Origin of the sequence: Polaromonas sp. 39-63-25 (assembly GCF_002278925.1) — a bacterium.
Classification (GTDB): Bacteria; Pseudomonadota; Gammaproteobacteria; order Burkholderiales; family Burkholderiaceae_C; genus Polaromonas.
Genome location: NZ_NCJH01000013.1, coordinates 67,187 through 93,471, shown reverse-complemented (window position 1 = coordinate 93,471; position 26,285 = coordinate 67,187). Strand labels below are relative to the sequence as shown.

Sequence of the window (26,285 nt, the reverse complement as noted above, 5' to 3'; positions counted from 1 at the left end):
GACTACCGTGCACGCCGCCACGGCCACCCAGAAAACCGTGGACGGTCCGAGCAACAAAGACTGGCGCGGCGGCCGCGGCATCCTGGAAAACATCATTCCCTCGAGCACCGGCGCGGCCAAGGCCGTCGGTGTGGTGATCCCCGAGCTCAACAAAAAGCTCACCGGCATGTCTTTCCGCGTGCCGACCTCCGACGTCTCGGTGGTGGACCTGACCTGCGAATTGAACAAGGAAGCCACGCTCAAGGAAATCTGCGCCGAGATGAAGGCGCAAAGCGAAGGCGCCCTGAAGGGCATCCTCGGTTACACCGAAGACAAGGTGGTGGCCACCGACTTCCGCGGCGAGACCTGCACCAGCGTGTTTGACGCCGATGCCAGCATCGCACTGGACGGCACCTTCATCAAGGTCGTTGCCTGGTACGACAACGAGTGGGGCTACTCGAACAAGTGCCTGGAGATGGTGCGCGTGGTGGGCAAGGCCGCAGGACGGGCGCCGTGAACGTCCTGCGCTTTGTCGATGTGGTGAAAAGCGGCTTTGCCGAGAAAAAGCGTGTCTTCATCCGCGCTGATCTGAACGTTCCGCAAGACGAGACGGGCCGCATCACCGAAGACACCCGTATCCGCGCCAGCCTGCCCTGTATCCGCATGGCGCTCGATGCCGGCGCCGCGGTGATGGTCACCAGCCACCTGGGCCGTCCCACCGAGGGCATCTTCAAGCCCGCAGATTCGCTCGCGCCGGTGGCCAAACGTCTGGGCGAGTTGCTCGGCCGCGACGTAGCGCTGGTGTCCAACTGGGTGGATGGTGTGGACGTCAAACCCGGTCAACTTGTGATGCTGGAAAACTGCCGCCTCAACATCGGCGAGAAAAAGAACGATGAAGCGCTGGCCCGCAAACTCGCCGCTCTTTGCGACATCTTCGTGCACGACGCCTTCGGCACCGCGCACCGCGCCGAGGGCAGCACCTACGGCATTGCGCAGTACGCCCCCATCGCCTGCGCCGGCCCGCTGCTGGCCGCCGAAATTGACGCGATCAGTCAGGCGCTCGCCAATCCGAAGCGCCCGCTGGTGGCCATCGTGGCCGGAAGCAAGGTCTCGAGCAAGCTGACCATTCTGCAGGCCCTGGCCAAAAACGTGGACCAACTGATCGTGGGCGGCGGTATCGCCAACACCTTCATGCTCGCCGCGGGCCTGAACATCGGGAAAAGCCTGGCCGAACCTGGACTGCTGGCCGAGGCCAAAGCCGTGATCGAAGCCATGAAGGCGCGCGGCGCCGAAGTGCCGATCCCGACCGATGTGGTGACGGCCAAAACCTTCAGCGCCAACGCCGCTGCCACCGTCAAACCGGCCACCGACGTGGCGGACGATGACCTGATTCTGGACATTGGCCCACAGACCGCGAAAAAACTGGCCGATCAGCTGATGGCCGCCGGCACCATTGTGTGGAATGGCCCGGTCGGTGTGTTCGAGTTTGCCGCGTTCGAGAACGGCACCCGGGTGATTGCTCAGGCTATCGCCGCATCCAGCGCCTTCAGCATTGCCGGCGGGGGTGACACGCTCGCCGCCATCGCCAGGTACGGCATCGAGAAGGATGTGGGCTATATCTCCACCGGCGGCGGTGCTTTTCTCGAGGTGCTGGAAGGCAAAACCTTGCCGGCTTTTGAGATATTGCAGCAACGCGTGGTTGGGTAAATCGCTATCTATTTAATAGCTGCCCGCGCTTGCACAGCGGGGGCTAGAGGCTGATTTTGTTTAAATTTTCAGGAGATTTCCATGGCTTTTGTTTCCCTTCGCCAAGTGCTGGACCATGCTGCCGAAAACGGCTACGGCGTGCCGGCTTTCAATGTCAACAACCTCGAACAGATCATCGCCATCATGGAAGCTGCGCAGGAGACGGACAGCCCGGTCATTCTGCAGGCCTCCGCCGGAGCCCGCAAATATGCCGGTGAAGCCTACTTGCGCCACATGATGCTGGCGGCGGTAGAGACACACCCCGACATTCCCGTGGTGGTGCACCAGGACCACGGCACTTCGGCAGCCGTCTGCCAGCAATCCATCCGTTCCGGCTTTACCAGCGTGATGATGGACGGCTCGCTCCTGAGCGATGGCAAGACCCCCGCCAGTTATGAATACAACGTCGACATCACGCGCCGTGTGTGCGAGATGGCGCACCCGGTTGGCGTGTCGGTCGAAGGTGAACTCGGCTGTCTGGGATCTCTGGAAACCGGTGAGGCCGGTGAGGAGGACGGCATCGGCGCCGAAGGCAAACTCACGCACGAGATGATGCTGACCGACCCGGTGCAGGCCAAAGACTTTGTCGGGAAAACCGGTGTTGACGCGCTGGCGATTGCCATTGGCACCAGCCATGGTGCCTACAAGTTCACCCGCAAGCCCACCGGCGATATTCTGGCCATGGACCGCATCGTGGCGATTCACGCGCAAATCCCCAACACACATCTGGTGATGCATGGCTCTTCCAGCGTGCCGCAGGAATGGCTGGAAATCATTCGCCAGTTTGGCGGCGATATCAAAGAGACCTATGGCGTGCCGGTGGAAGAAATCCAGCGGGGCATCCAGAGTGGCGTGCGCAAGATCAACATCGACACCGACATTCGCCTGGCCATGACCGGCGCCATGCGCCGGGTATTCGCGCAGCAACCCAGCGAGTTTGATCCGCGCAAGGCGCTGGTGGCGGCCAAGAATGCAGCACGTGGCATTGTCAAGGCGCGTTTCGAGGCCTTTGGCTGCGCCGGCATGGGCAGCCGCATCAAGCCTGTCAGCCTGGAGGCCATGAGCGCCCGATACGTTTGAGGGTTGGGGAATTCCCTAGCCAGATGGCGGCCATCCCGGCCTCCGAAAACATCAGAATTCAGTTAAATTAGCCAGGACTGATATATATCGTCCTTTTCAACCCATGATCCAGGAGACTTTCCGTGAATTTCGCCCCCATCCTCATCGCTGTCACTGCGCTGGCTTCAGCCCCCGCGTTTGCCAACAAGGAACTCGCCAGCCAGAAGGCCTGCATGGCGTGCCATGCAACCGATAAAAAGCTGGTGGGCCCCGCCTACCAGGACGTGGCCAAAAAATACGCAGGCAACAAGGATGCCGAGGCCAATCTGGTCGCCAGCATCAAGAAGGGTGGCTCCGGCAAATGGGGTCCGATTCCCATGCCGGCACAGGCCGGCCTGAGTGATGCGGACGCGGCGACGCTGGCCGCGTGGATACTCGCCGGCGCCAAGTAAGCAGAAAAAGGCAGGTGAGAGGGCCGGCCCCGGCGCGGTCCGCCTTGTAACGCCGGGACGCGACGACAACACCGTCCTGTGCGGGGCTCAGCCCGGGATCAATACGGCGATCCGGGCTGGGCGAGATGAACGCAGGCCTCGCGGGAGGTGCTGTTGTCCACCAGGTGTCAGCCAAATTTGTCAAGAAGGTGGGCCGCACGTTCCACCTCGACAATGGCCTCTGCATCGGTTTCGGATTCGTGGATGGCCTCCATCAGGGAGCACGCCATCATGCGGTAAAAAGTCCTGTCCATGGCCTTTCGCGCAGCAGACATCTGCAGCGCCACTTCCTCACATGATCGTCCGCTCTGGATCATCTCGACCAACCCCCGCATCTGCCCTTCAACACGGCGCAAGCGGTTGACCACATCCTTCTGGTGGTCGTCACGGTAAGAAGAAACCGGGGCTGGAGCCTCGGGTCTGCGCGGGGTGCCTTTGGTTGCCATGTGAATCCATTGTTGCGATGGTCGATCCGGTTCGATTTTGCCAGATCGTCGCTGGCGGGATGAAAGCAGCCGGTTGTGGTTTAAATGCCATACCCGGTAGGGTATAGGGTTGATCCCAGTGCTCGGGAAAGGATTGTTCGCGCACTATCGCTTCACATTGGCAATGTGGAAATCCCCGCTGCCGGTGTTCCTCTCCCCGCCGACGAAAAACCTACTGAACAAGGAACTGCCAGTGAACCCTCTGACTAAAATTTTGAAATGGCTGCCCTTGATGGCAGTCCTGTTGTTGACCGGATGCGGCACCATCAGCACGATGGGAAAGCTCGAAACCGGTGCCGGTGCCGAAGCCAGCAAGATGTGGGACCGCTGGATTGAAGCAAATGGCGACATTGCAGTGGCGACCACCTGGGAACGCAAGGTCAAAGCCGGCGTGACCATCAACGATATCGAACAGGTCTTCACCCAGGTGGCCACTGAGCGGAACATGAAAAGCGTGGGCGAGCTGCCCTTGTCCAAGGAGCTCGAATCGCGCACCGGAAAGAAGCAGAAATTCCTCAAGGTCTACTCCTATTGCTCACCTGACACCGCACGCATGATGGTGGACTTCAGTCCGCACATGGGGGCCTATCTGCCTTGCCGTCTGACTGTGGTCGAGCGCGACGATGGCCTTTGGATTTACACCCTCAATATGGACATGATGGTGAAGATGGGTCGCAAGTTGCCGTCTCCCTTGAAGGAGGAGGCCTGGAAAGTGCGTGAAACCATCTACATGATGATGGATCGGGCCGCCAAGGGTGAGTTCTGACAGATCCGAGCAAAAAAAAACTACAGGAGACATTTAATGAGCAAGTCAAAAACAGCAAAAGCGGTTCGTAATCTGGCCGCGTTCGCCATCATTGCGGGCCCCCTGACGGCGGCCATGGCAACCAATGGCTATTTTTCACATGGCTTTGGCATCAAAGCCAAAGGCATGGGCGGCGTCGGCATCGCTTTGCCGCAGGATGCCCTGGCCGCAGCCACCAACCCGGCTGGCATGGTTGATGTGGGTGGCCGCGTCGACTTCGGCGCGGACCTGTTCATGCCGGACCGGACCGTGACCTATACCTCCGCGTACCAAGGGGTCGCTGCTGGCGACTACCGCAGTGGGCAGCGCAATTTCCTGGTTCCGGATTTTGGCTACAACCGCATGATAGGCAGCGACATGGCGGCCGGTGTGGTGGTGTATGGCAATGGCGGCATGAATACCAACTATGGCACCAATCTCATTACCTCGTCCGGCTCCCATACCTACACCAACCTTGAGCAATTGTTCATCGCTCCGACGATCTCGAAAAAGATAGGCAGCCACTCGTTCGGCGCTTCCCTGAACCTGGTCTACCAGACCTTCGAAGCCAAAGGCCTCGAGGCCTTCGACAATGCCAATAACAGCCGCTATGTCGGCTCGGTGACCAACCGCGGCAAGGACAGCTCAACCGGGTGGGGTGTGAAGCTCGGCTGGACGGGTCAGGTATCGCCGACGGTCACCTTGGGCGCGATCTACCAGAGCCGCACCAGGATGTCGAAGTTCGACCGGTACAAAGGCCTGCTGGCCGAAGAAGGCGGTTTCGATATTCCTGAAAGCTATGGTTTCGGGGTGGCGGTCAAGGCCACGCCCAAAACCACCGTGGCGCTTGATCTGAACCAGATCAATTACGGCAGCATCAAGTCCGTCGCGAACCCCGGCACGCTCTTTCCTGCTGTCTCCGGAACCCCCATGGGCCCTGCCAATGGTTCCGGCTTTGGCTGGAGCGACATGACGGTTCTCAAGCTCGGTGTCTCGCATGAATACAGCAAGAACCTGACGCTGCGTGCGGGCTACAACCACGGCAAGATGCCGATTAACAGCCAGAACACCTACTTCAACATTCTGGCGCCGGCGACCGTCGAGCAGCATGTCACGCTCGGAGCGACCTGGACGCTGGACAACAAGGCGGAGTTGAGCATGAGCTTCATGCATGCGTTCAGCAAGGGTGTCAGCGGCGTTGCCAATGGCAACGGCCAATCTGTCGCCGGCTACCCGGTCAACCTCAAAATGAAGCAGAACGCCATCGGCATTGCCTACGGCTGGAAGCTGTAACCGCAGGCTGAAGGGTTGAAGGTGCAAGCCTTCAACCCCCTTTTGATTGACGGCCACTCCATGGGAAAAAATCTCGGCCTTTGGCTTGCGTCAGGTGTCTGGCGGTTCGCAAGGTATTGCATTGAATGGACTTATTCCGGTACGCTAACACTCCATGGTCACATCCACTTTTTCCCTACCTCTTCTCCTGCTGCTGGTCCTGACTTCCGCCGGCGCGCAAATGCCGGCGCTGTACCAGGGCGCCGACCTCAAGTTGGGTGAGCAGCTGATTGCGGAGCACAAATGTGCGGCTTGTCACCAGCAGAAGGTTGGGGGCGACGGCAGCGCGATTTACCGACCTGCCGGACGTGTCAACACGCCGGGCGTTTTGCGCGGCATGGTGGAGTCGTGTAATACCGAGCTCAACCTGGGGCTATTTCCGGAGGAGGTAACGGCAATCTCTGCCGTCCTGAATCGGGACCACTATCGCTTTAAATAGGTGACTGGAATCAGGGGGCTGGTAAAAACCCTGACCCTTTTTTTCTGGCAGTCGTTTATATTCGTGTATATCGATATTCGGAATTTATGGTGAGTAGGGATCGGTGTTGCAGAAAGTGCGGTTGGCTTTCTGCCATCGGTGCGTTGGCCCAGGGTGGGGAGTGTATTACCCGGTGATGGGGAAGCAGGGCCTCGCGAGGCGCGGTTTTTGCGGCATGGCGGATGCGTTCGCAGTGCGGGTAGACGAAGCGCTACGCGCTCCTGGAGCGTGATGGCGTTGGATCAGGATGGCAAGGTGTACGCGGGCCGACCCTGCAGATCGAGATGCAGAACCGGGCCCCGGCAATTTATCAAAGGAAACTGTGTGAACCAAGAAGACGTGAGTTCGGGAAGAATCCTGAAGGCGCCCGAGAGCTTTCTAAGCCGGGACGGCATCAAAACGGTTGTTGCAGAGGCCCGCCATGGGCGCCGCGACTTCATCCGTGGCGCATTCGCAGCGGCGGCAGCGGGCCTGGCGGTGCCTGTTGCCCTGGCGCAGGGAAATCCGGTGCCGACCGAAGGCGGCGACCCCAACATCTTGAACCTGCCTGAGCACAGCAAGGGTCTGGGTCAGCCCGTGGCCTCAGATGGTGGCTACGGCAAGCCGTCCAAATATGAGGTGAATGTGCAGCGCCGCCAGAGTCCGGGCCTGACCCAGACCCCGCAGGCCTCGGTGTCGTTTTCGCCATTGCAGTCGCTGTTCGGCATCGTCACGCCAAGTGGCCTGCATTTCGAGCGGCACCATCAGGGCTGGTGGGATGTTGATCCGTCCAAGCACCGTTTCATGATCAACGGCATGGTCAAGTCGCCCAAGGTGTTTACGCTGGACGAAATCATGCGTCTGCCTTCGGTGTCGCGCTTCCACTTTATCGAGTGCGGCGCCAACACGGCGGTCGAATGGGGTAATGTGGCTGTGCCGACGGTGCAGTACACCCACGGCATGATTTCATGCAGTGAGTTCACCGGTGTGCCGCTCATCACCCTGCTGGAGCTGGCAGGGGCCGACCTCAAGAATGGCAAGTTTGTACTCGCCGAAGGTGCCGATGGCTCCTCGATGACGCGCACCATTCCCATGAGCCTGATCAAGTCCGGCGAAGTGTTTGTGGCCTATGGCCAGAACGGTGAAATGTTGCGCCCCGAGCAGGGTTACCCGCTGCGCCTGATCGTGCCCGGTGTGCAGGGCGTGAGCTGGGTCAAGTACCTGCGCCGCGTGGAAGTGGGCGACAAACCTTATGCCGCCAAGGATGAGGCGATTCACTATGTCGATTTGCAGCCCGATGGCACGCATCGCCAGTACACCAGTATCCAGGAGTGCAAGAGCGTTGTGACGACGCCGTCGGGTGGACAGGTCTTGCTGGACAAGGGCTTCTACAGCATCAGCGGCCTGGCATGGTCCGGTCGGGGCAAGGTCAAGCGGGTGGATGTGTCGGTCGATGGCGGCCGAAACTGGCGCGCAGCGCGGCTGGAGTCACCAGTGCTGACCAAGGCGCTGACACGGTTCAGCCTCGACTGGGTATGGGACGGCAAGCCCGCCATCATCCAGAGTCGGGCCATGGATGATACCGGTTACGTCCAGCCGAATTACAAGCAGCTTCGCGCGGTGCGTGGCACGCGTTCGATCTATCACAACAATGCGATCCAGTCTTGGTTGGTTCAGGAAAATGGCGAGGTGAAAAATGTCCAGGTTTCGTAAAGCAGTATTGGCTGCCGCCATGCTGGCCGCGGTCAGCTTCGCGGGCGCGCAGACTGCCGGTGCCTACCCGGGGGTGGGACGCGTGGCGACGCCCAAGGAAGTCGCCGCATGGGATATCGATGTGCGGCCGGACTTCAAGGGGCTGCCGGCGGGCTCGGGCTCGGTGGCCAAAGGCCAGGTTGTGTGGGAAGGCAAGTGTGCGTCCTGCCACGGAATTTTTGGCGAATCAGGCGAAGTATTCAGCCCGATCGTGGGCGGCACCACGGCAGAAGACATCAAAAAGGGTCGTGTTGCCAATCTCACGAACACGACCTACCCGGGGCGTACCACCTTGATGAAGGTGCCCACACTTTCGACCTTGTGGGACTACATCAACCGGGCCATGCCGTGGACGGCCCCCAAGTCGCTCAGCACCGAAGAGGTGTATGCCGTCACGGCCTTCCTGCTGAATCTGGGGGGCATTGTTCCGGACGACTTCACGCTGTCCGACAAAAACATGGACGAAGTGCAAAATCGCATGCCCAACCGAAACGGCATGACGACCAAGCACGCCATGTGGCCAGGCAGTGAATTTGGCGGCACGGCCAAGCCCGACGCCAAAAATGCAGCCTGCATGAAGGACTGCACGCCAGAGCCCAAGGTGGCGTCTTTCCTGCCGGACTTTGCGCGGAACGCACATGGAAATCTTGCGGAGCAGAACCGGCCGGTTGGCCCTCAGCGTGGCGTTGACACGACCAAGCCGGAGGGCAAGGCGCAGGTGCCGGGGGCAGCGGCGGCTGAGGCTGCGCCAGTCGCGCAGAAAGCGGCCGAGGCGGCACCCGCCAAACCAGCCGCAAGGACCGACCCGGCGGGTGTTGACGGCAAGGCGGCGATGGCATTGACGCAAAAATACAGTTGTACGGCTTGTCATTCCATTGACAAAAAGATCATCGGCCCCAGTTTCCTGGACATTGCCAAGAAGCATGCCGGGAAGACCGAGTATCTCGCGGGGAAGGTGAAGGCGGGCGGTGTCGGGGTTTGGGGGGCCATGCCCATGCCGGCACAGACCTTGAGCGATGCGGAAGCCAAGACCATTGGTGCTTGGCTGGCTTCGGGTGCGGGAAAATGAAGGCCGGGAAAATACCAGTGCACGGCTTGTATTCTTATATTAGTATTAACTTGATCAAGGAGACTTAACATGCAAACTCGTCGCGAGACACTCAAACATGGCGCCATCGTTGCGGGCCTGCTGGCATCCACGGGCTTGTTCCCCCAGTATGCAATGGCAGCCTACAACAAGACCGCGTTCGAAGCCAAAACGCCAGCGGACGTGCTGAAGGCGCTGGGCGCTGGCGCACCGGTCGAGAGCAAAGACGTCACCATTGGCGGCCCCGACATTGCTGAAAACGGCGCTGTGGTTCCCTTGACCGCCAGCACCTCGCTGCCCGGCGTGAAGCAGATTCTGATTCTGGTCGAGAAGAACCCATCCGCTTTGGTGGCACTGTTCAACATGACCGACAGCGTCGAGCCAAACTTCGCCACGCGCGCCAAGATGGGCCAGTCCTCGGACGTGTATGCCGTGGCGGTGATGGCGGATGGCAAAGCGTTTTTTGCGAAAAAAGAAGTCAAGGTCACGCTTGGCGGCTGCGGCGGCTGAGCGCCCCTTTTTTTTGAACAATTCAATACAGATTCAGGAGTAGAAAATGGCAGATCCGATGCGTATTCGCGCCCAGGTAGCAGGCAGCAATGCAACCGTCCGTGTTTTGATGAGCCACGAAATGGAGTCCGGTCAGCGCAAGGACTCGGCCGGCAAGCTTGTGCCGGCCTGGCATATCGCCGAAGTCACCGCCACGCATAACGGCAAGACCGTCATGACGGCGGAATGGGGTCCGGCGGTTTCGAAAAATCCGTTCCTCCAGTTCAGCATCAAGGGTGCCAAGGCTGGTGATAAAGTCGGCGTGAGCTGGAAAGACAACAAGGGCGAAAGCCGGACTGACGAAGCAACGGTTTCCTGAGCTTCCAGATCCTGTGTTGGGAATGGAGAAGGGCTCGCTCTTCTCCATTTGCGTTTGGCTTCATAACAAATTCAAGAGGTGACAATGACACAAGCAAAACTACTGATCACGGCCGCGGTGGCTGCTGTCATAGCGGGCAACGTGTTGGCGCAGAAAACGGCGTCTGACGGCATTGCCGAATACCGTGCCATGCTGGCCGAGGGTAACCCCGCGGAGTTGTTTGAAGCCAAAGGCGAAGACCTGTGGAAAACGAAGCGCGGTCCGAAGAACGCTTCGCTGGAACAGTGTGATCTGGGTAAAGGCCCTGGCGTGGTCAAGGGCGTCTTTGTCCAGTTGCCACGCTACTTTACCGACACCAAGCGTGTGCAGGACCTGGAATCCCGCCTGCTTACCTGCATGGAGACCCTGCAGGGCCTCAATGCTGCCGAAATAGCCAAGACGCCTTTTGGCAAGGGCGAGCAAGTCAACATGACCGCCTTGGCGACCTGGGTTGCCGCCGAGTCCAAGGGCATGCGCTTCAACCTGCCCCAATCCCATCAAAGCGAAAAGACGTTTTACGAAGTCGGTAAACGCCTGTTTTTCAAGCGTGGCGGAACTCACGATTTCTCGTGCGCCTCGTGCCATTCGGAGGAAGGCAAGCGGATTCGTCTTCAGGATCTTCCCGTCCTGACCAAAAACCCCGGTGATGGCGTCGGCTTTGCCGCCTGGCCGGCCTACCGTGTCTCCAACGGACAGATGTGGAGCATGCAGCTGCGTCTGAATGACTGCTATCGCCTGCAACGCTTCCCCTACCCGGGCTTCGGCAGTGATGCCACGATTGCCCTGGGTGTGTACATGGGTGTCAACGCCAAGGGCGCGGCCTCGATTGCACCTGCCCTCAAGCGTTGAAAACACAGGAGATCCAGTCATGAAAAAAAGCACTCAATGGACACTAGGCGCTGCCTTCGCGGCAGCCTTGATTGCCGGTTGCGCAAGCGCTCCGAGCGTGGTCGAACTCGACCAGTTGACCGAACAAATCGCCAAGGCATCGTTCAGTGACAGGACCATCATCAAGGCCGACAAGGTCTTGAACACCGACGAGACCAACCGTCTGTGCAGCACCGCCGATATGACCGGCAAGCCGCTGGACGAAGCGACCGCAAAGCGTCTTGAGGCCGCCAATCTGAAAGCCATCAAATGGCCTTCGGATGGCAAATTTCTGGGCGACTGGACAGCGGGCGAGAAGATTGCCCAAAGCGGCGCAGGAGCGACATGGAGCGACAAGAAGGTTGGCGTCAACGGCGGCAACTGCTACAACTGTCATCAGATCAGCAAGCAGGAAATTTCCTTTGGCACCATAGGCCCGAGTCTGTACAACTATGGCAAGCTGCGCGGCGTGGCAGACCCGGCCAGCCCGGCGTCCAAGGCTGTCGTTGAATACACCTGGGGCAAGATCTGGAACGCGCGGGCCTACAACGCCTGCTCGCAAATGCCGAGGGCTGGCCACAATGGCTTCCTGACCGAACAGCAGATCAGGAATGTCATGGCCCTGTTGCTGGATCCTAAATCGCCGGTCAACCAGTAATTTGAATCCGACCCGGGTCTGTCCCGGGTCTTTTTATTTTTCCTTACTTCAGTAGTTGCAGATTTATGAATTTAACAAAACGCGAATTTTTCCAGGTCCTGGGCGCAGGCACCATGGCTGGCATGGGTTTGGGCGCATATGCCGATGCCGATGCCGCGACGGCCTCCAACGGGCTCTACGACATCCCCAAGTTTGGCACGGTGTCGTTTCTGCACATGACTGATTGTCATGCCCAGCTCAAGCCGATTTATTTCCGCGAGCCCAACGTCAATCTGGGCATTGGCGGTATGAAGGGCAATTTACCGCATCTGGTCGGTGAGCATCTGCTCAAAGTCGCCAATGTGCGACCCGGTACGGCTGAAGCCCATGCCCTGACCTACCTCGACTACGAAAAGGCGGCGCGCCGTTACGGCAAAGTCGGTGGTTTTGCGCATCTGGCGACGCTGGTCAAGCGCCTCAAGGCCAGCCGCCCCGGCGCGCTGCTGCTCGATGGCGGCGACACCTGGCAAGGCTCGGGTACCGCGCTGTGGACGAATGGCCAGGACATGGTCGACGCCTGCAAACTGCTGGGCGTGGATGTCATGACCGGTCATTGGGAGTTCACGCTGGGCATGGAGCGGGTCAAGGAAATCATCGAGAAAGACTTTGCGGGGAAGGTTGACTTTGTCGCGCAAAACGTCAAAACCAACGACTTTGGCGATCCGGTGTTCAAGCCTTATGTGATCCGCGAAATCAACGGTGTTCCCTGCGCCATCATCGGCCAGGCTTTCCCGTACACGCCGATTGCCAATCCGCGCTACATGGTTGCCGACTGGGCCTTCGGCATCCAGGACGAGAACATGCAGAAGATGGTCGATGAGGCACGCGGCAAGGGTGCGCAGGTCGTGGTGGTCTTGTCCCACAACGGCATGGACGTGGACCTGAAGATGGCCAGCCGGGTCACAGGCATAGACGCCATCATGGGCGGCCACACGCACGACGGCATGCCGGTGGCCTCGCTGGTGAGCAACAAGGGCGGCAAAACCATTGTGACCAACGCCGGCTCGAACAGCAAGTTCCTGGGCGTGCTCGACTTTGATGTCAAGGACAAAAAGGTCAGCGATTTCCGCTACAAGCTGCTGCCTGTTTTTGCCAACATGCTGCCCGCCGACCGCGAGATGGACGCACTGATCACCAGGATACGCGCGCCGTATGAGGCCAAGCTGTCGGAGAAGCTGGCCATCACCGAAGGCACGCTGTACCGCCGGGGCAACTTCAACGGCACGGGTGACCAGTTGCTGGTCGATGCGCTGATGGATGTCCAGGGGGCCGACATCGCGTTTTCACCAGGTTTCCGCTGGGGCACCAGCCTGTTGCCGGGGCAGGCCATCACGCGTGAATGGGTGATGGACATGACGGCCACCACCTACTCGTATGCCACCCTGACCGAGATGACGGGTGAGACCATCAAGACCGTTCTGGAAGACGTGGCCGACAACCTGTTCAACCCCGACCCCTATTACCAGCAGGGTGGCGACATGGTGCGCGTGGGTGGCCTGCAATACAGCTGCAACCCGATGGCCGGCATGGGCAAGCGCATCGACGAGATGCGTCTCAACGGCAAGCTGATCGAGGCCGACAAGAAGTACAAGGTGGCCGGCTGGGCACCGGTGGCCGAAGAAGCCAGAAACCAGGGCAACAAGCAGATGTCGGAGGTCGTGGAGACCTGGCTCAAGGCACGGGGTGGCAAGGTCAGTGCCCGCAAGCTCAATACGCCCAAGCTCACGGCCGTGTTACCCAACCCGGGCTATGCGCCGGTATAAATCAAACGCGGCAAGGGGATAAAACCTTTACCCACCTGCCGGCCCCAGCCGGGCCAGCAGGTAGTCGAGCACATTGTCGAGGGTCACCAGCTGGGCGTAGTCCGCCTCCGGGATGTTGACGCCCAGGCGCTCATGCAGCGCCACCAGAAAGTTGAGCCAGTCCATGGAGTCCAGATCGACCTGATGGCGCAGAGGTCGGGCGGGGTCGATGGCTTCCGGTTCGACTTCCGGCGCAATCGTGCGCAGGATGCCCAGGACGGCAGCGGTCAAGGCCGGGCGGTCGTTCGTCATGTGCTTGTTCCTTCCTGGTTTGCCGCCGGCGCGATGTTTTCAGCCAGTATTTGGGGCTGCTGCAAAAGCTCGCGCAGTTCGGCCAGGAACAGCGCGCCCTGATGGCCGTCCGATGCCCGGTGATCGGCGGCGAGCGTGGCCGTGAGAAGCGGCAGCGCGCACACCTTGCCGTCCTGCACCCAGGGCCGCACGGTCAGACTGCCGAAGCCCACCAGCGCCACCTGCGGCGGATAGATCACGCCGAAGACCGTCTCCACACTCTGGTCGCCCAGATTCGTCACGGTGAGGGTCGGATCACTCATCTCCGAACTGCGCAGCGAGCCGGCCCGCGCGCGCCGGACCAGATCGGCCAGTTCGTGCATGAGCTGCACCAGCGGTTTGGCGCCCACGTCGTGGATCGCAGGCGCCACCAGCCCGCCGCCGCGCAGCGAAATCGCCACGCCGGCATGCACGGCCGTGGACGGCTGGCATTCACCGTCGCGGTAAAAACCATTGAGCTGCGGTGCGCGCCGCAAGGCCACGGCCACGGCGTGGAGCAGCAGCACGGCGGGCAACATGCGTTCGGTGATCGCCACGCCCTCGTTGCGCTGTTGCAGCCAGGCGAGCGCGGCGGCCATCGGAATGGTGTCGCTCAGGTAGTAATGCGGAATCTCTCGCTTGGAACGGCTCATGGCCGCAGCAATGGCCTTGCGCATGTCCTTCTGGCGATCTGGTGCGCCTGCAGGCGGTGCGGGCGTCACACGTGCCGCTGCTGCGGCCTCGATGTCGGCCAACGTGACCGCGCCCTGTGGCCCGCTTCCTGTCGTGGTGTCGGGATCGAGGCCGAGCGCCTTCGCACGTTTGCGCGCGGCAGGTGACACTGGATGTCGCGCCGTCATGGCTGTCTGCGGAGCTTCCTGCATCTGTGGTGTTGCTGGCTGCGGCACAGTGGCGGGTGCAGCAAGCGGCCCGGCTGCAGGTGGCTGGGCCCCTGCAGGTGCGGCCACTTCGCCGGGAGCCAACAGCCTGGCCAGCACGGTGCCCACGGGTACCTTCTCGCCGGCTTGCACCAGCAGGTCGGCCACCACGCCGTCCTGCCAGATCTCGACATCGACCGCTGCCTTGGAGGTATCGACCACGGCCACCACCTGGCCGCGCTTGACGGTATCGCCCGGTTTCACATGCCAGGTGAGCAGCGTGCCTTCATCCATGTCGGCGCCCAGCGAGGGCAGCTTGAATTCGATCATGAGGCGCTCCCGAACAAGGCGCGTGCGGCGACCACGATCTTCGGCACCTGCGGCAGGGCGGCCTCTTCCATGTGACGGGCGTACGGAATCGGCACTTCCTCGCTGCACACACGCGCCAGCGGGGCGTCGAGGTCGAAGAAGGCCTGCTCCATGATGCGCGCCATCACCTCGGCCGCCAAGCTGCCCGAGCGCCAGCCTTCGTCCACCACCACTGCGCGGCGGCATTTGCGCACCGAGGCCATGAGCGTCGCATCATCGAGCGGGCGCAGCACACGCAGATCGATCACCTCGGCGGAAATCCCGAGTCCGGCCAGTTCCTGTGCCGCCTGCAACACCTTGGGCAGGCTGCCGCCGTGGGTGATCAGGCTCACGTCGGTGCCCGGGCGGCGCACCCGCGCGCTGCAGATGTCCGGCGCCGGCGACGCATCATCTGACAACTCGCCCTCAAGGTTGTAGAGCTGCGCGTGTTCGAAGATCAGCACCGGGTCCGGATCGGCCAGCGCCAGCGCCAGCATGCCGCGCGCATCTTCGACCGTGGCCGGTGCGAGTACTCTGAGGCCAGGCACATGGGCATACCAGCCTTCGAAGCTGTTCGAGTGCTGGGCTGCGACCTGGCGACCGGCGCCAGTCGCCATGCGGATCACGACGGGCACCGAAAACTGCCCGCCCGACATGTGGCGCAGCATCGCCGCTGTGTTGACGATGGGGTCGAGTGCAAGCAGGCTGAAATTGACCGTCATGACCTCGACAACCGGTCGCATGCCACCCAGTGCGGCACCTATGCCGGCGCCGACGAAGCCGAGTTCGGACAGCGGCGTGTCGCGGATGCGCTCGGGGCCGAACTCGTCGAGCAGCCCCTTGGACACCGCATAGGTGCCGCCGTAGCGGCCCACGTCTTCGCCCATTAAAAAGACGCGCGGGTCGCCCTGCAGGGCTTCGCGCAATGCTTCCCGCAAGGCTTCGCGGTAAGTGATACGACGGCCCATCAGACGGCTCCTTCGGGCGTGTGCACGTCACGCAGCAGATCTTCAACCGGCTCCCAGCTGCCGGCCTCGGCAAAAGCCACGGCCGCATCGACCTCGGCCTGGGCCGCGGCATCAAGCGCCAGAAATTCTTCTTCGGTCAGGCTGCCCTGGGCCTTCAGGCGCGCGGTGAAGGTGTGGATGGGCCCACGCGTTTTCCAGGCCTCGACCTCGGCCTTGTCACGGTACAGGTCGGGGTCGAACATCGAGTGGGCACGAAAACGGTAGGTCTGCAGTTCCACGAACACCGGTCGGCCCGTGGTGCGCACCTGCTGCGCGGCGCGCTGCACCGCCTCGTGCACGGCCACCACATCCATGCCATCAACACGCACCGTGGTCATGCCATAGGATGCCGCCTTGATGCACAGATCGGTCTGGGATTCGGAGCGCGCCAGCGCCGTGCCCATGGCGTACAGGTTGTTCTCGCAGCAAAACAGCACCGGCAACTGCCACAACGCGGCGAGGTTGGCCGCTTCGTGAAACGCTCCCTCGGCCATCGCGCCTTCGCCAAAGAAGCAGGCGGTCAGCGCCTGGCGCGGGATCATCTTGTCGGCGAGCGCCAGCCCTGCCGCCAGGGGCAGGCCGCCACCCACAATCGCGTTGCCGCCATAAAAACGCCGGGCACCGTCGAACAGATGCATGGAGCCGCCCCGCCCGCGCGAGCAGCCTTCCTGCTTGCCATACATCTCGGCCATGATGGAGTCCATCCGGACGCCGCGCAGCAGCGCATGGCCATGCTCGCGGTAGGTCGCCACCACGTTGTCCTGGGCTTGAATCGCGTGCAGGGCGCCGGTGGCCACCGCTTCCTCGCCGATGTACAGGTGCAGAAAGCCGCGGATCTTCTGCTGTCCATAAAGCTCGGCACACTTTTCTTCCATGCGGCGGATGCGCAGCATGTCGGCCAGCATGCTCAGGGACAAGGCCTTGTCCCAGGGCACCGGGCCGCTGGGCGGTGCGGGTACTTGAGGGATGCTCATCCCGGCAGACGGCCCGGCGGCGCGCGTGCTCATGCGCCCCCCTCCAGCGTCGAGGTGTCGCCTTCGGGCAGGCCGAGCTCACGCGCCTTGAGCAGACGGCGCATGATCTTGCCGCTGCGGGTGCGCGGCAGCACAGCCAAAAAGGCAATCTCCTTGGGGGCGACGGCCGCGCCCAGCCGCCTGCGTGCATGCGCGAGGATGTCCATGCGCAGGGCCTCGTCGGGCGCGTGCCCGTCCTTGAGCGACACAAAAGCTTTGACCACCTCGCCGACGACCGGGTCGGGCTTGCCGATCACGCCGGCTTCGGCCACGGCCGGGTGTTCCATCAACACACTCTCGACCTCGAAGGGTCCGATCAGGTGGCCGGCCGACTTGATGACGTCGTCGCTGCGTCCCACAAACCAGTAATAACCGTCGGCGTCCACCCGTGCCAGATCGCCCGTGAGGTAGAGGTCGCCGGCAAAACACTTGCGGTAACGCGCCTCGTTGTTGAGGTAGCCGCGAAACATCGACGGCCAGCCGGCCTTGAGCGCAAGTTCTCCTTCTGTATCAGGGGTGTCGACCACGCGCACGCGCGGCGGCTCGCCCTCGACTTCGAGGTTTTCGACGATGCAGGCCGTGATGCCGGGCAGCGGCCGGCCCATGGAGCCGGGCTTGATGTCGAAGGCCGGCGTGTTGGCGATCATGATGCCGCCGGTTTCAGTCTGCCACCAGTTGTCGTGAATCGGCAGGCCGAGCGCCTGCTTGCCCCACCAGACGGCCTCGGGGTTCAGCGGCTCGCCGACGCTGGCGACAAAACGCAGGTCGGGGAAGCTGTGTGTTGGCGTTGCCTCCAGGCCGGACTTCATCAGCATGCGAATCGCCGTGGGCGCGGTGTACCAGACGCTGATGTGCTCCTGCGCCAGCAGGCTGTACCAGCGCTCGGCGTCGAACTCCTCGCGGTCGATCAGCGAGGTCACGCCATGCAGCAGCGGCGCGATGATGCCGTAGGACGTGCCGGTGACCCAGCCCGGGTCGGCGGTGCACCAGTAGCGGTCACCGGGGTGCAGGTCGAGGGCGTAACTTCCGGTGGCATGATGGGCGACCACCGCGCCATGGACATGGATGGCGCCCTTGGGCGTGCCGGTGGTGCCGCTGGTGAAATGCAGCAGCGCGGGGTCTTCCGGTGTGGTCGCCACCGTGGTGAATACATCGGATGCGTTGCGCATCAGCGTGGCCAGATCCAGTGTGTCCGGCTCGTTCGTGATGCCGCCGTCTTCGGACACCAGCAACACATGATGCAGCGTGGGCATCTTTCCACGCATGGCCCTGACCTTGCGTTGGTAAATCAGGTCGGTGGTCACCAGCACCTGTCCGGCGCCGATGTTGATACGTGTGGCCAGGGGCTCGGGACCGAAGGCCGAAAACATCGGCGTGACCACTGTGCCATTTTTCAGCGCGCCCAGCACCGCGATGTACAGCTCCGGAATACGCCCGGCCATGACAAACAGGTGGTCGCCCTTGCCGACGCCCAGACCCTGCAGCACGTTGGCAAAGCGGTTGGTCTGCCGCGAGAGTTCGCCGTAACGCAGGTCCAGCGCCGGTGCGCTGCGCGCGACAAAACGCAGCGCAATGTGATCGTGCAGGCTGCCTGTGGCATGGCGGTCCACGGCCTCGAAGCCGATGTTGAGGCCGCCATCGGGCAAGCCCTGCAGCGCCCGCCGGGCCGCGTCCCAGGAGAAGTCGCGGCACTGCGCCTCGTAGCTGGACAGGTTGGGCGGCACACGCAGATCGCGCGCAGTCTTCCGGATGACTTCGGGTCTCTCCACGGCCTTCCCCTTGAACAACGACTCCCGCTGAGCCGTTGGCCAGCTTAGCCCTGCTGCGCAACGCGCCCTTTGATCAAACGCAAACGCCCGAGCCGCTGGAGTTTTTTGTCCGGCAGTTACAGAGTGCTATAAAATCAATAGCTAAAAACTCCTGTTGTTATTGGGCTAGAAGCCGATTTCAGGAGGAAAATGCTCATGCGGCCCCTTTGGCAGACCGGAGCACGGCGAGAAAGCCGTTCTGGTTCTTCCCGCCTTCTTCACGTATCACGCTGGGCGTCAGGCTGACGATCTCAAATCCATGGCTGGAGGCCAGGCGTTCGATGTAGGCCACCGAATGTGCATAGCGCCGGGTTGGGCGCAGTACCAGGTCCTCGCTGTCGCTGGACTCAAAGGAGAAGGCGAACAGGCTGCCTGGCCGCACGGCGGTTCGTGTGGCTGCAAAGACGGCTTCGAGTGCGCCGACATAAATGAACACGTCGGTGGCGATGACGAGGTCAAAGCTGGCAGTTTGCGGTTCGAGAAAGGTGGTCAGATCGCTGCACACGAGCTGGTCGTAAATGCCGCGCCTGCGCGCCATCTCCAGCATGTTGGGCGACAAATCCACGCCTGTCAGGGTGCGTGCCAGCGGTTTGAGCAGCGGTCCGCATAGGCCGGTGCCGCAACCCAGGTCCAGTACGTCCATCCCGCTGGCGGGATGCAGCTTGAAGAGCTGCTCGCAAATCAGGGCCGGTGTTTGGTACTTCAGGCGCCCTTGCAGGTGGTCGTCGAAGTGCTCCGCATACCAGTCGAACAGGTTGACCACATAACGCGCCGGAGCGGTATCGGGGGCAATGTCCGCCCCCAGCGAAGCCAGGGCATAGGTCAGCTCGGCCCGATCACCACCCAGCTCAAGGGCCCTGCGAAAACTGCCGGCTGCTTCTTCCGGGCGTTTGAGCATGATCAGGGTTTCGGCACGGTCTGAGTGGTTTTTTGCATCATCCGGGGCCAGCGCGATCGCGCGATCGTAGTCCTGCAGGGCCTGGTCCAGAATCTTCAGGCCCGCCAGCAGGCCGGCCCGTGTGGCCAGTGTTGACGCCGCATCGGGCTTGACCCGCAATGCCCGGTCGAGAATGGAAATGCATTCCTGCGGTGGCTTCTTCAGCTTGTGCATGACGAAGGCCTGCCGCACCAGCGCCTGTTCATGGTCCGGCTTGAGTTGCACCGCGCGGCTGTAGCAGGCCAGCGCCTGCTCATACTGCTTTTCGTGCTGGTGCGTGAGGCCGCGGTGGTAGTGCGCCTCGGCAAAATCGGGTGCTAGCTGCAGTGCACGTTCAATGTTCTGGACGGCTTCCTGGTGGCGCTCCATGGCGAACAGGGCGTGGCCGCGGTTGTTCAGCACTTCCGGGTTGTCGGGTCGCAGCTGCAGCGCCTGGCTGTAGTCGTCCAGCGCTTCGTCGAGACGGTTGAGGTTGTGCAGGCAGAATCCCCGGTGAACAAAAGCTTCCGCCAGGTCGGGCTGCAGCCGCAGTGCCTCGCCCAGACTGGCGGCGGCCTCCTCATGGCGCGCCATGAATCGCAGTGCCTTGCCGCGCGTGAGGTGGCAGCGCGCATTGGCTGGCTGCCGTGTGATCGATTCGTTGCAGTGCTCAAGCGCTTTTTCATACAGGCCAAGATAGAAAAACACCTGCCCCAGGTTGGCCAGTGCATCGGGGTCACCCGGGGCCAGCGTCAGCGAGGTCTCGATCAACCTCCTGGCGTAAAACTGGTTGCCCTTCTGGCTGACGATGACGCCCAGAAGATGAAGCGCGTGATGGTGATTGCGGTGTACTGCCAGGATCTGTTCATACAGGATCTGGGCCTCCGCCAGGCGGCCGTGTTGCTGGTGTTCAATGGCCTGCTTGAAGGCAGCTTCTGCCTCAGTCTGATTCATGGTGGTGTTTGTTTCTTTTCAAGCCTGATTATTTTTTCGCTCCTTTTTATCATAGAGACCCGGTATGGCTAAAAAAGCCACAGACTGCGGCCTGGGGCTCGCACCATGAGTGGGTGGGCAAGCAAGAATTGGGAGCGAAGCTTGTCCTGTTGTTGCGGCAGCACTCGCTGGTTTAAACTAGTTGCCATCTTTATTTCGCAGCGGTGCGGCGGTGCAGGCGAGCAGTTCGTTTTTCAGATGTTCCAATGCCGCGAGCTTTCTGCAGGGGAAATTATGTTGCCCGATAAGCACAGATTCGACGCGTTTGCACTGAGGACGGCCACCGGTTCGAAAGTCAAGGCTCGAGGAACCAACATGGCCAAGGTGGACGAACCGCTCCAAGCCTACTGGTTGGATATCGGGACCACAGATGCCCCCGGCGAGATTGGCTTGCTCACTAATCTTGTGGTGGCTTGCCTGGGCTGGTTGAAAACAAAGAAAGACAAGTCCGAATTCAAGAAGAACTTTTTCGGCATGGAAACCAACTACTTCAACACGCTTTTCAGGACGCGCAGGGCGGCCATTCAGGAGTTGGGCAACGATGCTCTGAATGAGCTCGATGCCTGCTTGCGCCGACATGGGCTACTGGACTCGGATAGATGGGGAAAAATCAATTTCGATAGAAAAAAACTCCGCACGCTGGGAGGTCCCAGGACGGGAACACTGAAGTCCATGGGACATGACTATCGACATGAACGTACCACTTATCTCAGTTCCGGGAAAACCAAGGCGATTTCTGGAAGTGGGGTGCACTCTACGCATGGATCTTTACAGACCTGGACACGCCCGGACATGCTAAAGGAGTTCGTTTCAATACACGGGCGTGATTTGTCCGTGTCCAAGGCTGTAAAGGTGGCCAAGAAGGATGTTCACACACTGACGCAACAGGATTTTCAGATGTTCGATGAGATTGGTCGCGTACTTGGCACGACCGGCGACGTCAATTACCTGAAGAAAGGCGATCGGTACAAATACATTGCGATAGTAGACGGTCACGGAGCGCTGCGTGACTACAACGACGCGCTGATCACGACAAATGACAACAAGGTGACGGCCTACGCAATGGATGAGTACGGGAATTTTTTCTGCAAAGATGCGGACCCGCTCAACGGTGCCTATTACTTCAATCACTCTTCATTCAATGCCGGCAAGGATGTTATCTCCGCCGGGACGCTGACCATCACTGCCGGCATCCTGAAAGTCATCGACAACAACAGTGGTCACTACAAACCAACGCGGGAGAACCTGCACAGTTGCATCACTGTCCTGGCGCAGGACAATTGCGATTTGACGCAGGCGGTTGTGAACCTGTATGTGTTTCCCGGCGGAGTAAAGACGGAGCATCGTTTTCATGCCGCGGCCTTTCTCGCCAATCCCAATAGCGCCCCCTTTCTGGTCACCTGACTCCCGCTGCCTCGCGGGAGCCGCACTTTTCGGAGCGGCAGCGAGTTGTGTGCGAAGCCGTGTAGGTCAATGAAAATGTCGGTACGGCTGGCGAGGCCGGGACGGGATATCCGCATTGTCCCGCCTGCATTGGCTTACACGGGCAGCGAATCGATGGCTTGCGCAACGGGGGCGGGACATCACCTCGTGCAGGCTTAGTTTCCTTGTTTGCCTTCACCTTTGGTCGTCGGCATTGCAACGGCCTCATTGGCCACGATTTCCGCAAGCAGGCCAATCCACCAGTCACGGCGCTTTTGGGCCGACAGGATGGAATGGTCGTCCATCTCGGAAAACAGCGTCTTGATGCTCAGGCCTTCACACACTTCAAGAAAGTCTTTCGACGCCATGGCGAGCTGGTCGGCATTCATTCGCCGCATCACAGACAGCAGCATGGCCGAGTCGATGGCAACGACCATGCGAAGACTGGATATTTCCGAATGCAAGGTGTCTAGCTTGTCCATGGGCCATTCCTTTCCGGTTGATGTGCTGCCTGGCTGGCACGGGTGATGCGTATGTCGCCCTGCCTTCTTTTTCTATCGTAGCCCTCGCACCGGTTTGGGCCGACTCTGACGCCATCGTGTTGAGGGCGCGCAGTGAGTGGCAAGCAGCCTTGGTGGTCTTGCTTCATGCTGCAGGCGCTGCCATGAAAAGACTTCAACCCATTTTGCCGCCTGACGCGGCCTATTTTTGTAACTTAATCACGGGCCGCGGACAAAAGTAACCGTTGCACACATTTCGTGCAGAAAATATGCAGCCGCCAGTGGCAATTCAATGTCATCAGCATGTCATGACGCTGTGCAGAATCTGCGACAGCGGTAGCAATTACTTATTGCAAGGTTTAGTTTTGTATTGTAAAAACCTGCAAATGTAAAAGTTGTGATCGATTCACTGATCACTTCATGATCCGCGGCTCCTTGCTGCATTGCATTGTTATCAACCTTTTTCACGGGGGAATTTATGTCTGACAGCTTGCAAAAGTGGGTGGGCCGCAACCGGCCGCCACGCGTTCAAATTACATACGATGTGGAGATTGGGGACGCGGTCGAAAAGAAAGAGCTCCCCATGGTGGTGGGTCTGCTCGCTGACCTTTCGGGGCAGCCGGCAACGCCGCTGCCTAAACTGAAAGACCGCCGGCTGGTTGAGATTGACCGCGACAACTTCAACGAGATCATGGGGAAAATTTCCCCTCGGCTGGACATCTCGGTGCCTGACGCCATGAAGGGCGAAGGCAATATCAAGGTCGAGTTGAACTTCAAGGAGTTCGACGACTTCCATCCGGAAGCCATTGTCAAGCAGATTCCCCGTTTGGCCAAGCTGCTCGAAGCGCGCCAGCAGTTGCGTGACCTGCTGGCCAAGCTGGACGGCAACGACGAACTCGACAACCTGCTCGAGAACATTGTCCAGAGCACTGAAGAGCTGAAAACCCTGCAAACCGAAGCCAATGCAGGCGCTGAAGCCCCCGCAGATGCTCCGGCCGCCGAAACTCCGGCAGCGTAAGCAACCATCCCGGTCTGTGCCTCGGCACACCCCTCATTTTTTGGAACGGTGATTGATATGGCTACTAAGAAATCAGAAGCAGGCGGTGCAGCAAGTGCCGCCACTGAAGCCGGCAGTGAATTGGGTCTCCTTGACCGGATCATTGTCGAAGGAAATATGGCTGTTGAGCCGTCGCAGGGGACGTATGCGAAGAAACTGATTGGTCAGTTCGCTTCGCAAATCCTCGACGAAGGCATGAAGGCCAGCCCCGACAAGGGCGTCGTCGCGATGATCAACGAGCGGGTCGCTGAAATTGACAAGCTCCTGACGGACCAGCTCAATGAAATCATGCATGACGCATCCTTCCAGGCGCTGGAAGCGTCCTGGAGAGGTTTGCACGACATGGTGTTCGGTACGGAAACCAGTACCCGGCTGAAGTTGCGGCTGCTCAATGTCACGAAGAAGGAGTTGCTCAAGGACTTGGAGTCTGCTGTCGATCATGACATGAGCGTCCTGTTCAAGAAGATTTACGAGGAAGAATACGGCACGTTCGGCGGCCATCCATACTCCGTGCTGATCGGCGACTACACATTTGGCCGCCATCCGCAGGACATGGCTTTGCTCGAGCGCATGTCCAAGGTGGCCGCAGCGGCGCACGCGCCCTTCATTGCTGCCGCATCACCTGCCTTGTTTGACATGAAGTCATTCACCGAATTGGGTGTTCCTCGCGACATGTCAAAAATTTTCGAAAGCGCCGAACTGGCCACCTGGCGCAGCTTCCGCGAGTCCGAGGACTCGCGTTATGTGTCGCTGGTGTTGCCCAGCTATGCGGCACGCCTGCCCTACGGCGCCAAGACGATTCCGGTTGAGAACTTCAACTTCGAGGAAGATGTCGACGGCAAGGACCATTCGAAATACCTGTGGGCCAACTCCGCCTACCAGCTGGGTCTGCGCATCACCGACGCCTATGCCAAATACGGATGGTCAACCGCCATCCGCGGTGTGGAAGGCGGTGGCAAGGTCAGCGGCATGACCGCTCATGCCTTCAAGACCGACGAAGGCGACGTTGTCCTCAAGTGCCCGACGGAAGTACTGATCACCGACCGCCGCGAAAAAGAACTCAATGACCTTGGTTTTATCGCGATTGTGAATTCCAAGGGCTCGGATTTCGCGTCCTTCTTCGGTGGCCAGACGGTCAACAAGCCCAAGCTCTACAACAAGGATGCAGCCAACGCGAACGCGCAGTTGTCGGCCCGTCTGCCCTATGTGCTGGCAGCTTCGCGTTTTGCGCATTACATCAAGGTCATCATGCGCGACAAGATTGGCAGCTTCCAGACGCGCGGGCAAGTAGAAACCTTCCTGAACAACTGGATTGCCGACTACGTCCTGCTCAATGAGTCCGCCCCTCAGGAAATGAAAGCCCGTTTTCCGCTGGGTGCCGCGCGCATTGACGTGACTGAAGTGGCGGGCAAGCCCGGTGCGTATCAGGCAACCTGCTTCCTGAAGCCGCACTTCCAGATGGAAGAGCTGACGGCGTCGATTCGCCTGGTAGCGGAACTGCCGGCCGCCGCCGCCTGATGCTGCGGAGCATCCAGCGCATCTGATTTGAACAGGGGGCTGGCCGGTTCGGACCGGCCTCCATCTCTTGGTTGGTTATTTACGGAGTGACTCATGATTTATCTCAAAATTGATTCCATCAAAGGCAATTGCACGGAAGATCCCTACAAAGAACAAATCATCGTGGACTCATTCAGCCATAGCTTGAGTCAATTCCTGACCTCGCGGCCGGGCAATACCGAGCGGACTTCTGATGGTCCCCAGTTTTCGGAGATGAGCTTTTCGAAGACCATGGACTCGTCCTCCCCGGGGCTGTATCAGGCTTGTGCCGGAAACCTGAAGCTGGGTACTGCCACCGTTTCCGTGACCCGTATCGAGGGCGCCAAAGTGATGTCTACCATTCAGTATGTTCTTGGCGACGCGATGATTTCGAATATCAGCACTTCGGGCTTCGGCGGTGGGGACCTGCCCCAGGAAACTTTCAGCATCAATTTCACGACGATCACGTCGCAAATGACTCAGCAAAACGCCGATTCCACCAAAAAGGGTGTTGCTCCGTTTGGTTGGGACCTCAAAGAGGGCAAGGCCCTCGCGCCAGCTGCCTGACGATCTGTGTTCTTTCACCGATGTCAGCCGGTTCGTTAAGAGAAGCACGCCATCATGTCGGAACTCGTCCGAGGCTCGCCAGTACCTCTTTTCGATCGGCTGTCGTCTGTGCAGGGATCGGACGGTAGTCGGCATCAGCTCTTGACGCCTGAGCAACTGGAGGTGTCTATCGGGCGGGAGTTATCGCGCCTCATGAATACCCGCTCGCCGCTCAAGCCTTCGGAATTTTCCCGTAGCACGGGCACGACCATTGACTACGGAATTCCGGATATTTCAGCGCTTTCCCCCAAATCCCATCCGGACCTTGATCTGCTGCAGTCGACCATCAAGCAAGCCGTCAATCACTACGAACCCCGCTTGAAGGATGTCACCGTCAAGGCTTTTCCAGCTGCCAGCGGTGGTGGTGCGGCGACGTTGGTGATTGGTGGGACTGTGACGATAGACTTGAAATTACGCCAGTTGAACTTTGAGCTTCAACTTGATCAGCGGCAGGGCAGCCGCACAAAGGCGGCCTGAGCGTGGCCG

Annotated in this window: 26 protein-coding genes and 1 pseudogene; 19 read left to right on the top strand and 8 right to left on the bottom strand. The window is 60.2% G+C overall.

Annotated elements, in window-relative coordinates:
• From B7X65_RS16405 to B7X65_RS16390, 4 genes and pseudogenes are all read left to right on the top strand, one after another.
• A pseudogene (locus B7X65_RS16405) lies at window positions 1–496 on the top strand (type I glyceraldehyde-3-phosphate dehydrogenase); the annotation flags it as partial.
• Window positions 493–1,686 (top strand): phosphoglycerate kinase, encoded by a 1,194-nt coding sequence (locus tag B7X65_RS16400; RefSeq protein WP_293595371.1) that lies wholly within the window; start codon window positions 493–495, stop codon window positions 1,684–1,686. The pseudogene B7X65_RS16405 and the gene B7X65_RS16400, both read left to right, overlap by 4 nt.
• Window positions 1,687–1,767: 81 nt before the next feature.
• Complete coding sequence (gene fba, locus B7X65_RS16395; RefSeq protein WP_293595370.1) at window positions 1,768–2,805, top strand: class II fructose-bisphosphate aldolase; 1,038 nt, start codon at window positions 1,768–1,770, stop codon at window positions 2,803–2,805.
• 122 nt (window positions 2,806–2,927) lie between these two features.
• Window positions 2,928–3,236 carry a c-type cytochrome gene (locus B7X65_RS16390; protein WP_293595369.1) on the top strand — a complete coding sequence of 103 codons (309 nt, stop codon included), beginning with the start codon at window positions 2,928–2,930 and terminating at the stop codon, window positions 3,234–3,236.
• Window positions 3,237–3,403: 167 nt separating this feature from the next.
• Here B7X65_RS16390 and B7X65_RS16385 read toward each other — a convergent pair whose 3' ends face one another.
• Window positions 3,404–3,721, bottom strand: a complete 318-nt coding sequence (locus B7X65_RS16385) for a metal-sensitive transcriptional regulator (protein WP_293595368.1) — start codon at window positions 3,719–3,721, stop codon at window positions 3,404–3,406.
• A 118-nt stretch (window positions 3,722–3,839) separates the two neighbouring features.
• Here B7X65_RS16385 and B7X65_RS16380 point away from each other — a divergent pair, with 118 nt between their 5' ends.
• The 10 genes from B7X65_RS16380 (at window position 3,840) to soxB (ending at window position 13,406) form a co-directional block, all read left to right on the top strand.
• Window positions 3,840–4,526, top strand: coding sequence for a DUF302 domain-containing protein (locus B7X65_RS16380; RefSeq protein WP_293595375.1), 687 nt, complete (start codon window positions 3,840–3,842; stop codon window positions 4,524–4,526).
• A 36-nt stretch (window positions 4,527–4,562) separates the two neighbouring features.
• Entirely contained in the window at window positions 4,563–5,837 is a 1,275-nt protein-coding gene (locus B7X65_RS16375; protein ID WP_293595367.1) for an outer membrane protein transport protein, read from the top strand.
• A gap of 154 nt (window positions 5,838–5,991) precedes the next feature.
• The gene (locus B7X65_RS16370) at window positions 5,992–6,315 is read left to right on the top strand and encodes a hypothetical protein (protein WP_293595366.1); all 324 of its coding nucleotides are present in this window, start codon (window positions 5,992–5,994) and stop codon (window positions 6,313–6,315) included.
• Between the two features lie 363 nt (window positions 6,316–6,678).
• On the top strand, window positions 6,679–8,046 hold the full coding sequence (gene soxC, locus B7X65_RS16365) for a sulfite dehydrogenase (protein ID WP_293595365.1): 1,368 nt from the start codon (window positions 6,679–6,681) through the stop codon (window positions 8,044–8,046).
• Window positions 8,030–9,154 (top strand): c-type cytochrome, encoded by a 1,125-nt coding sequence (locus B7X65_RS16360; protein WP_293595364.1) that lies wholly within the window; start codon window positions 8,030–8,032, stop codon window positions 9,152–9,154. The genes soxC and B7X65_RS16360 overlap by 17 nt, the downstream gene beginning before the upstream one ends.
• A gap of 69 nt (window positions 9,155–9,223) precedes the next feature.
• The gene (soxY, locus tag B7X65_RS16355) at window positions 9,224–9,682 is read left to right on the top strand and encodes a thiosulfate oxidation carrier protein SoxY (protein ID WP_293595363.1); all 459 of its coding nucleotides are present in this window, start codon (window positions 9,224–9,226) and stop codon (window positions 9,680–9,682) included.
• A 46-nt stretch (window positions 9,683–9,728) separates the two neighbouring features.
• A complete protein-coding gene (soxZ, locus tag B7X65_RS16350) occupies window positions 9,729–10,040 on the top strand; it encodes a thiosulfate oxidation carrier complex protein SoxZ (RefSeq protein WP_293595362.1) in 312 nt (103 codons plus the stop codon).
• Between the two features lie 84 nt (window positions 10,041–10,124).
• Window positions 10,125–10,928, top strand: a complete 804-nt coding sequence (gene soxA / locus B7X65_RS16345) for a sulfur oxidation c-type cytochrome SoxA (RefSeq protein ID WP_293595361.1) — start codon at window positions 10,125–10,127, stop codon at window positions 10,926–10,928.
• Window positions 10,929–10,947: 19 nt separating this feature from the next.
• Window positions 10,948–11,604: a sulfur oxidation c-type cytochrome SoxX gene (soxX, locus tag B7X65_RS16340; RefSeq protein ID WP_293595360.1), complete on the top strand. Its 657-nt coding sequence runs from the start codon at window positions 10,948–10,950 to the stop codon at window positions 11,602–11,604.
• A 65-nt stretch (window positions 11,605–11,669) separates the two neighbouring features.
• Window positions 11,670–13,406: a thiosulfohydrolase SoxB gene (soxB, locus tag B7X65_RS16335; RefSeq protein ID WP_293595359.1), complete on the top strand. Its 1,737-nt coding sequence runs from the start codon at window positions 11,670–11,672 to the stop codon at window positions 13,404–13,406.
• A gap of 27 nt (window positions 13,407–13,433) precedes the next feature.
• On the opposite strand, the gene B7X65_RS16330 is transcribed toward soxB, so the two are convergent.
• The 6 genes from B7X65_RS16330 to B7X65_RS16305 all read right to left on the bottom strand — a co-directional run bounded on the left by B7X65_RS16330 (window position 13,434) and on the right by B7X65_RS16305 (window position 20,639).
• Complete coding sequence (locus tag B7X65_RS16330; RefSeq protein ID WP_293595358.1) at window positions 13,434–13,697, bottom strand: acyl carrier protein; 264 nt, start codon at window positions 13,695–13,697, stop codon at window positions 13,434–13,436.
• Window positions 13,694–14,923: a dihydrolipoamide acetyltransferase family protein gene (locus B7X65_RS16325; protein ID WP_293595357.1), complete on the bottom strand. Its 1,230-nt coding sequence runs from the start codon at window positions 14,921–14,923 to the stop codon at window positions 13,694–13,696. Before B7X65_RS16325 ends, B7X65_RS16330 begins: the two co-directional genes overlap by 4 nt.
• Window positions 14,920–15,909, bottom strand: coding sequence for an alpha-ketoacid dehydrogenase subunit beta (locus tag B7X65_RS16320; protein WP_293595356.1), 990 nt, complete (start codon window positions 15,907–15,909; stop codon window positions 14,920–14,922). The genes B7X65_RS16325 and B7X65_RS16320 overlap by 4 nt, the downstream gene beginning before the upstream one ends.
• Entirely contained in the window at window positions 15,909–16,922 is a 1,014-nt protein-coding gene (pdhA, locus tag B7X65_RS16315) for a pyruvate dehydrogenase (acetyl-transferring) E1 component subunit alpha (RefSeq protein WP_324488442.1), read from the bottom strand. The genes B7X65_RS16320 and pdhA overlap by 1 nt, the downstream gene beginning before the upstream one ends.
• A gap of 29 nt (window positions 16,923–16,951) precedes the next feature.
• On the bottom strand, window positions 16,952–18,730 hold the full coding sequence (gene acsA, locus B7X65_RS16310) for an acetate--CoA ligase (RefSeq protein ID WP_293595354.1): 1,779 nt from the start codon (window positions 18,728–18,730) through the stop codon (window positions 16,952–16,954).
• A gap of 193 nt (window positions 18,731–18,923) precedes the next feature.
• Window positions 18,924–20,639, bottom strand: a complete 1,716-nt coding sequence (locus B7X65_RS16305) for a tetratricopeptide repeat protein (protein WP_293595353.1) — start codon at window positions 20,637–20,639, stop codon at window positions 18,924–18,926.
• A gap of 354 nt (window positions 20,640–20,993) precedes the next feature.
• Between B7X65_RS16305 and B7X65_RS16300 the strand changes: the two genes are divergently transcribed.
• Window positions 20,994–22,082 carry a hypothetical protein gene (locus B7X65_RS16300; protein WP_293595352.1) on the top strand — a complete coding sequence of 363 codons (1,089 nt, stop codon included), beginning with the start codon at window positions 20,994–20,996 and terminating at the stop codon, window positions 22,080–22,082.
• A gap of 194 nt (window positions 22,083–22,276) precedes the next feature.
• Here B7X65_RS16300 and B7X65_RS16295 read toward each other — a convergent pair whose 3' ends face one another.
• Window positions 22,277–22,582: a hypothetical protein gene (locus B7X65_RS16295; RefSeq protein WP_293595351.1), complete on the bottom strand. Its 306-nt coding sequence runs from the start codon at window positions 22,580–22,582 to the stop codon at window positions 22,277–22,279.
• 496 nt (window positions 22,583–23,078) lie between these two features.
• Between B7X65_RS16295 and tssB the strand changes: the two genes are divergently transcribed.
• From tssB to tssE, 4 genes are all read left to right on the top strand, one after another.
• On the top strand, window positions 23,079–23,618 hold the full coding sequence (gene tssB / locus B7X65_RS16290; RefSeq protein ID WP_293595350.1) for a type VI secretion system contractile sheath small subunit: 540 nt from the start codon (window positions 23,079–23,081) through the stop codon (window positions 23,616–23,618).
• Window positions 23,619–23,675: 57 nt separating this feature from the next.
• Window positions 23,676–25,175 carry a type VI secretion system contractile sheath large subunit gene (gene tssC / locus B7X65_RS16285; protein ID WP_293595349.1) on the top strand — a complete coding sequence of 500 codons (1,500 nt, stop codon included), beginning with the start codon at window positions 23,676–23,678 and terminating at the stop codon, window positions 25,173–25,175.
• Window positions 25,176–25,268: 93 nt separating this feature from the next.
• The gene (locus B7X65_RS16280; RefSeq protein ID WP_293595348.1) at window positions 25,269–25,760 is read left to right on the top strand and encodes a type VI secretion system tube protein Hcp; all 492 of its coding nucleotides are present in this window, start codon (window positions 25,269–25,271) and stop codon (window positions 25,758–25,760) included.
• A gap of 54 nt (window positions 25,761–25,814) precedes the next feature.
• On the top strand, window positions 25,815–26,276 hold the full coding sequence (gene tssE, locus B7X65_RS16275; RefSeq protein WP_293595347.1) for a type VI secretion system baseplate subunit TssE: 462 nt from the start codon (window positions 25,815–25,817) through the stop codon (window positions 26,274–26,276).
• Window positions 26,277–26,285: the final 9 nt, after the last annotated feature.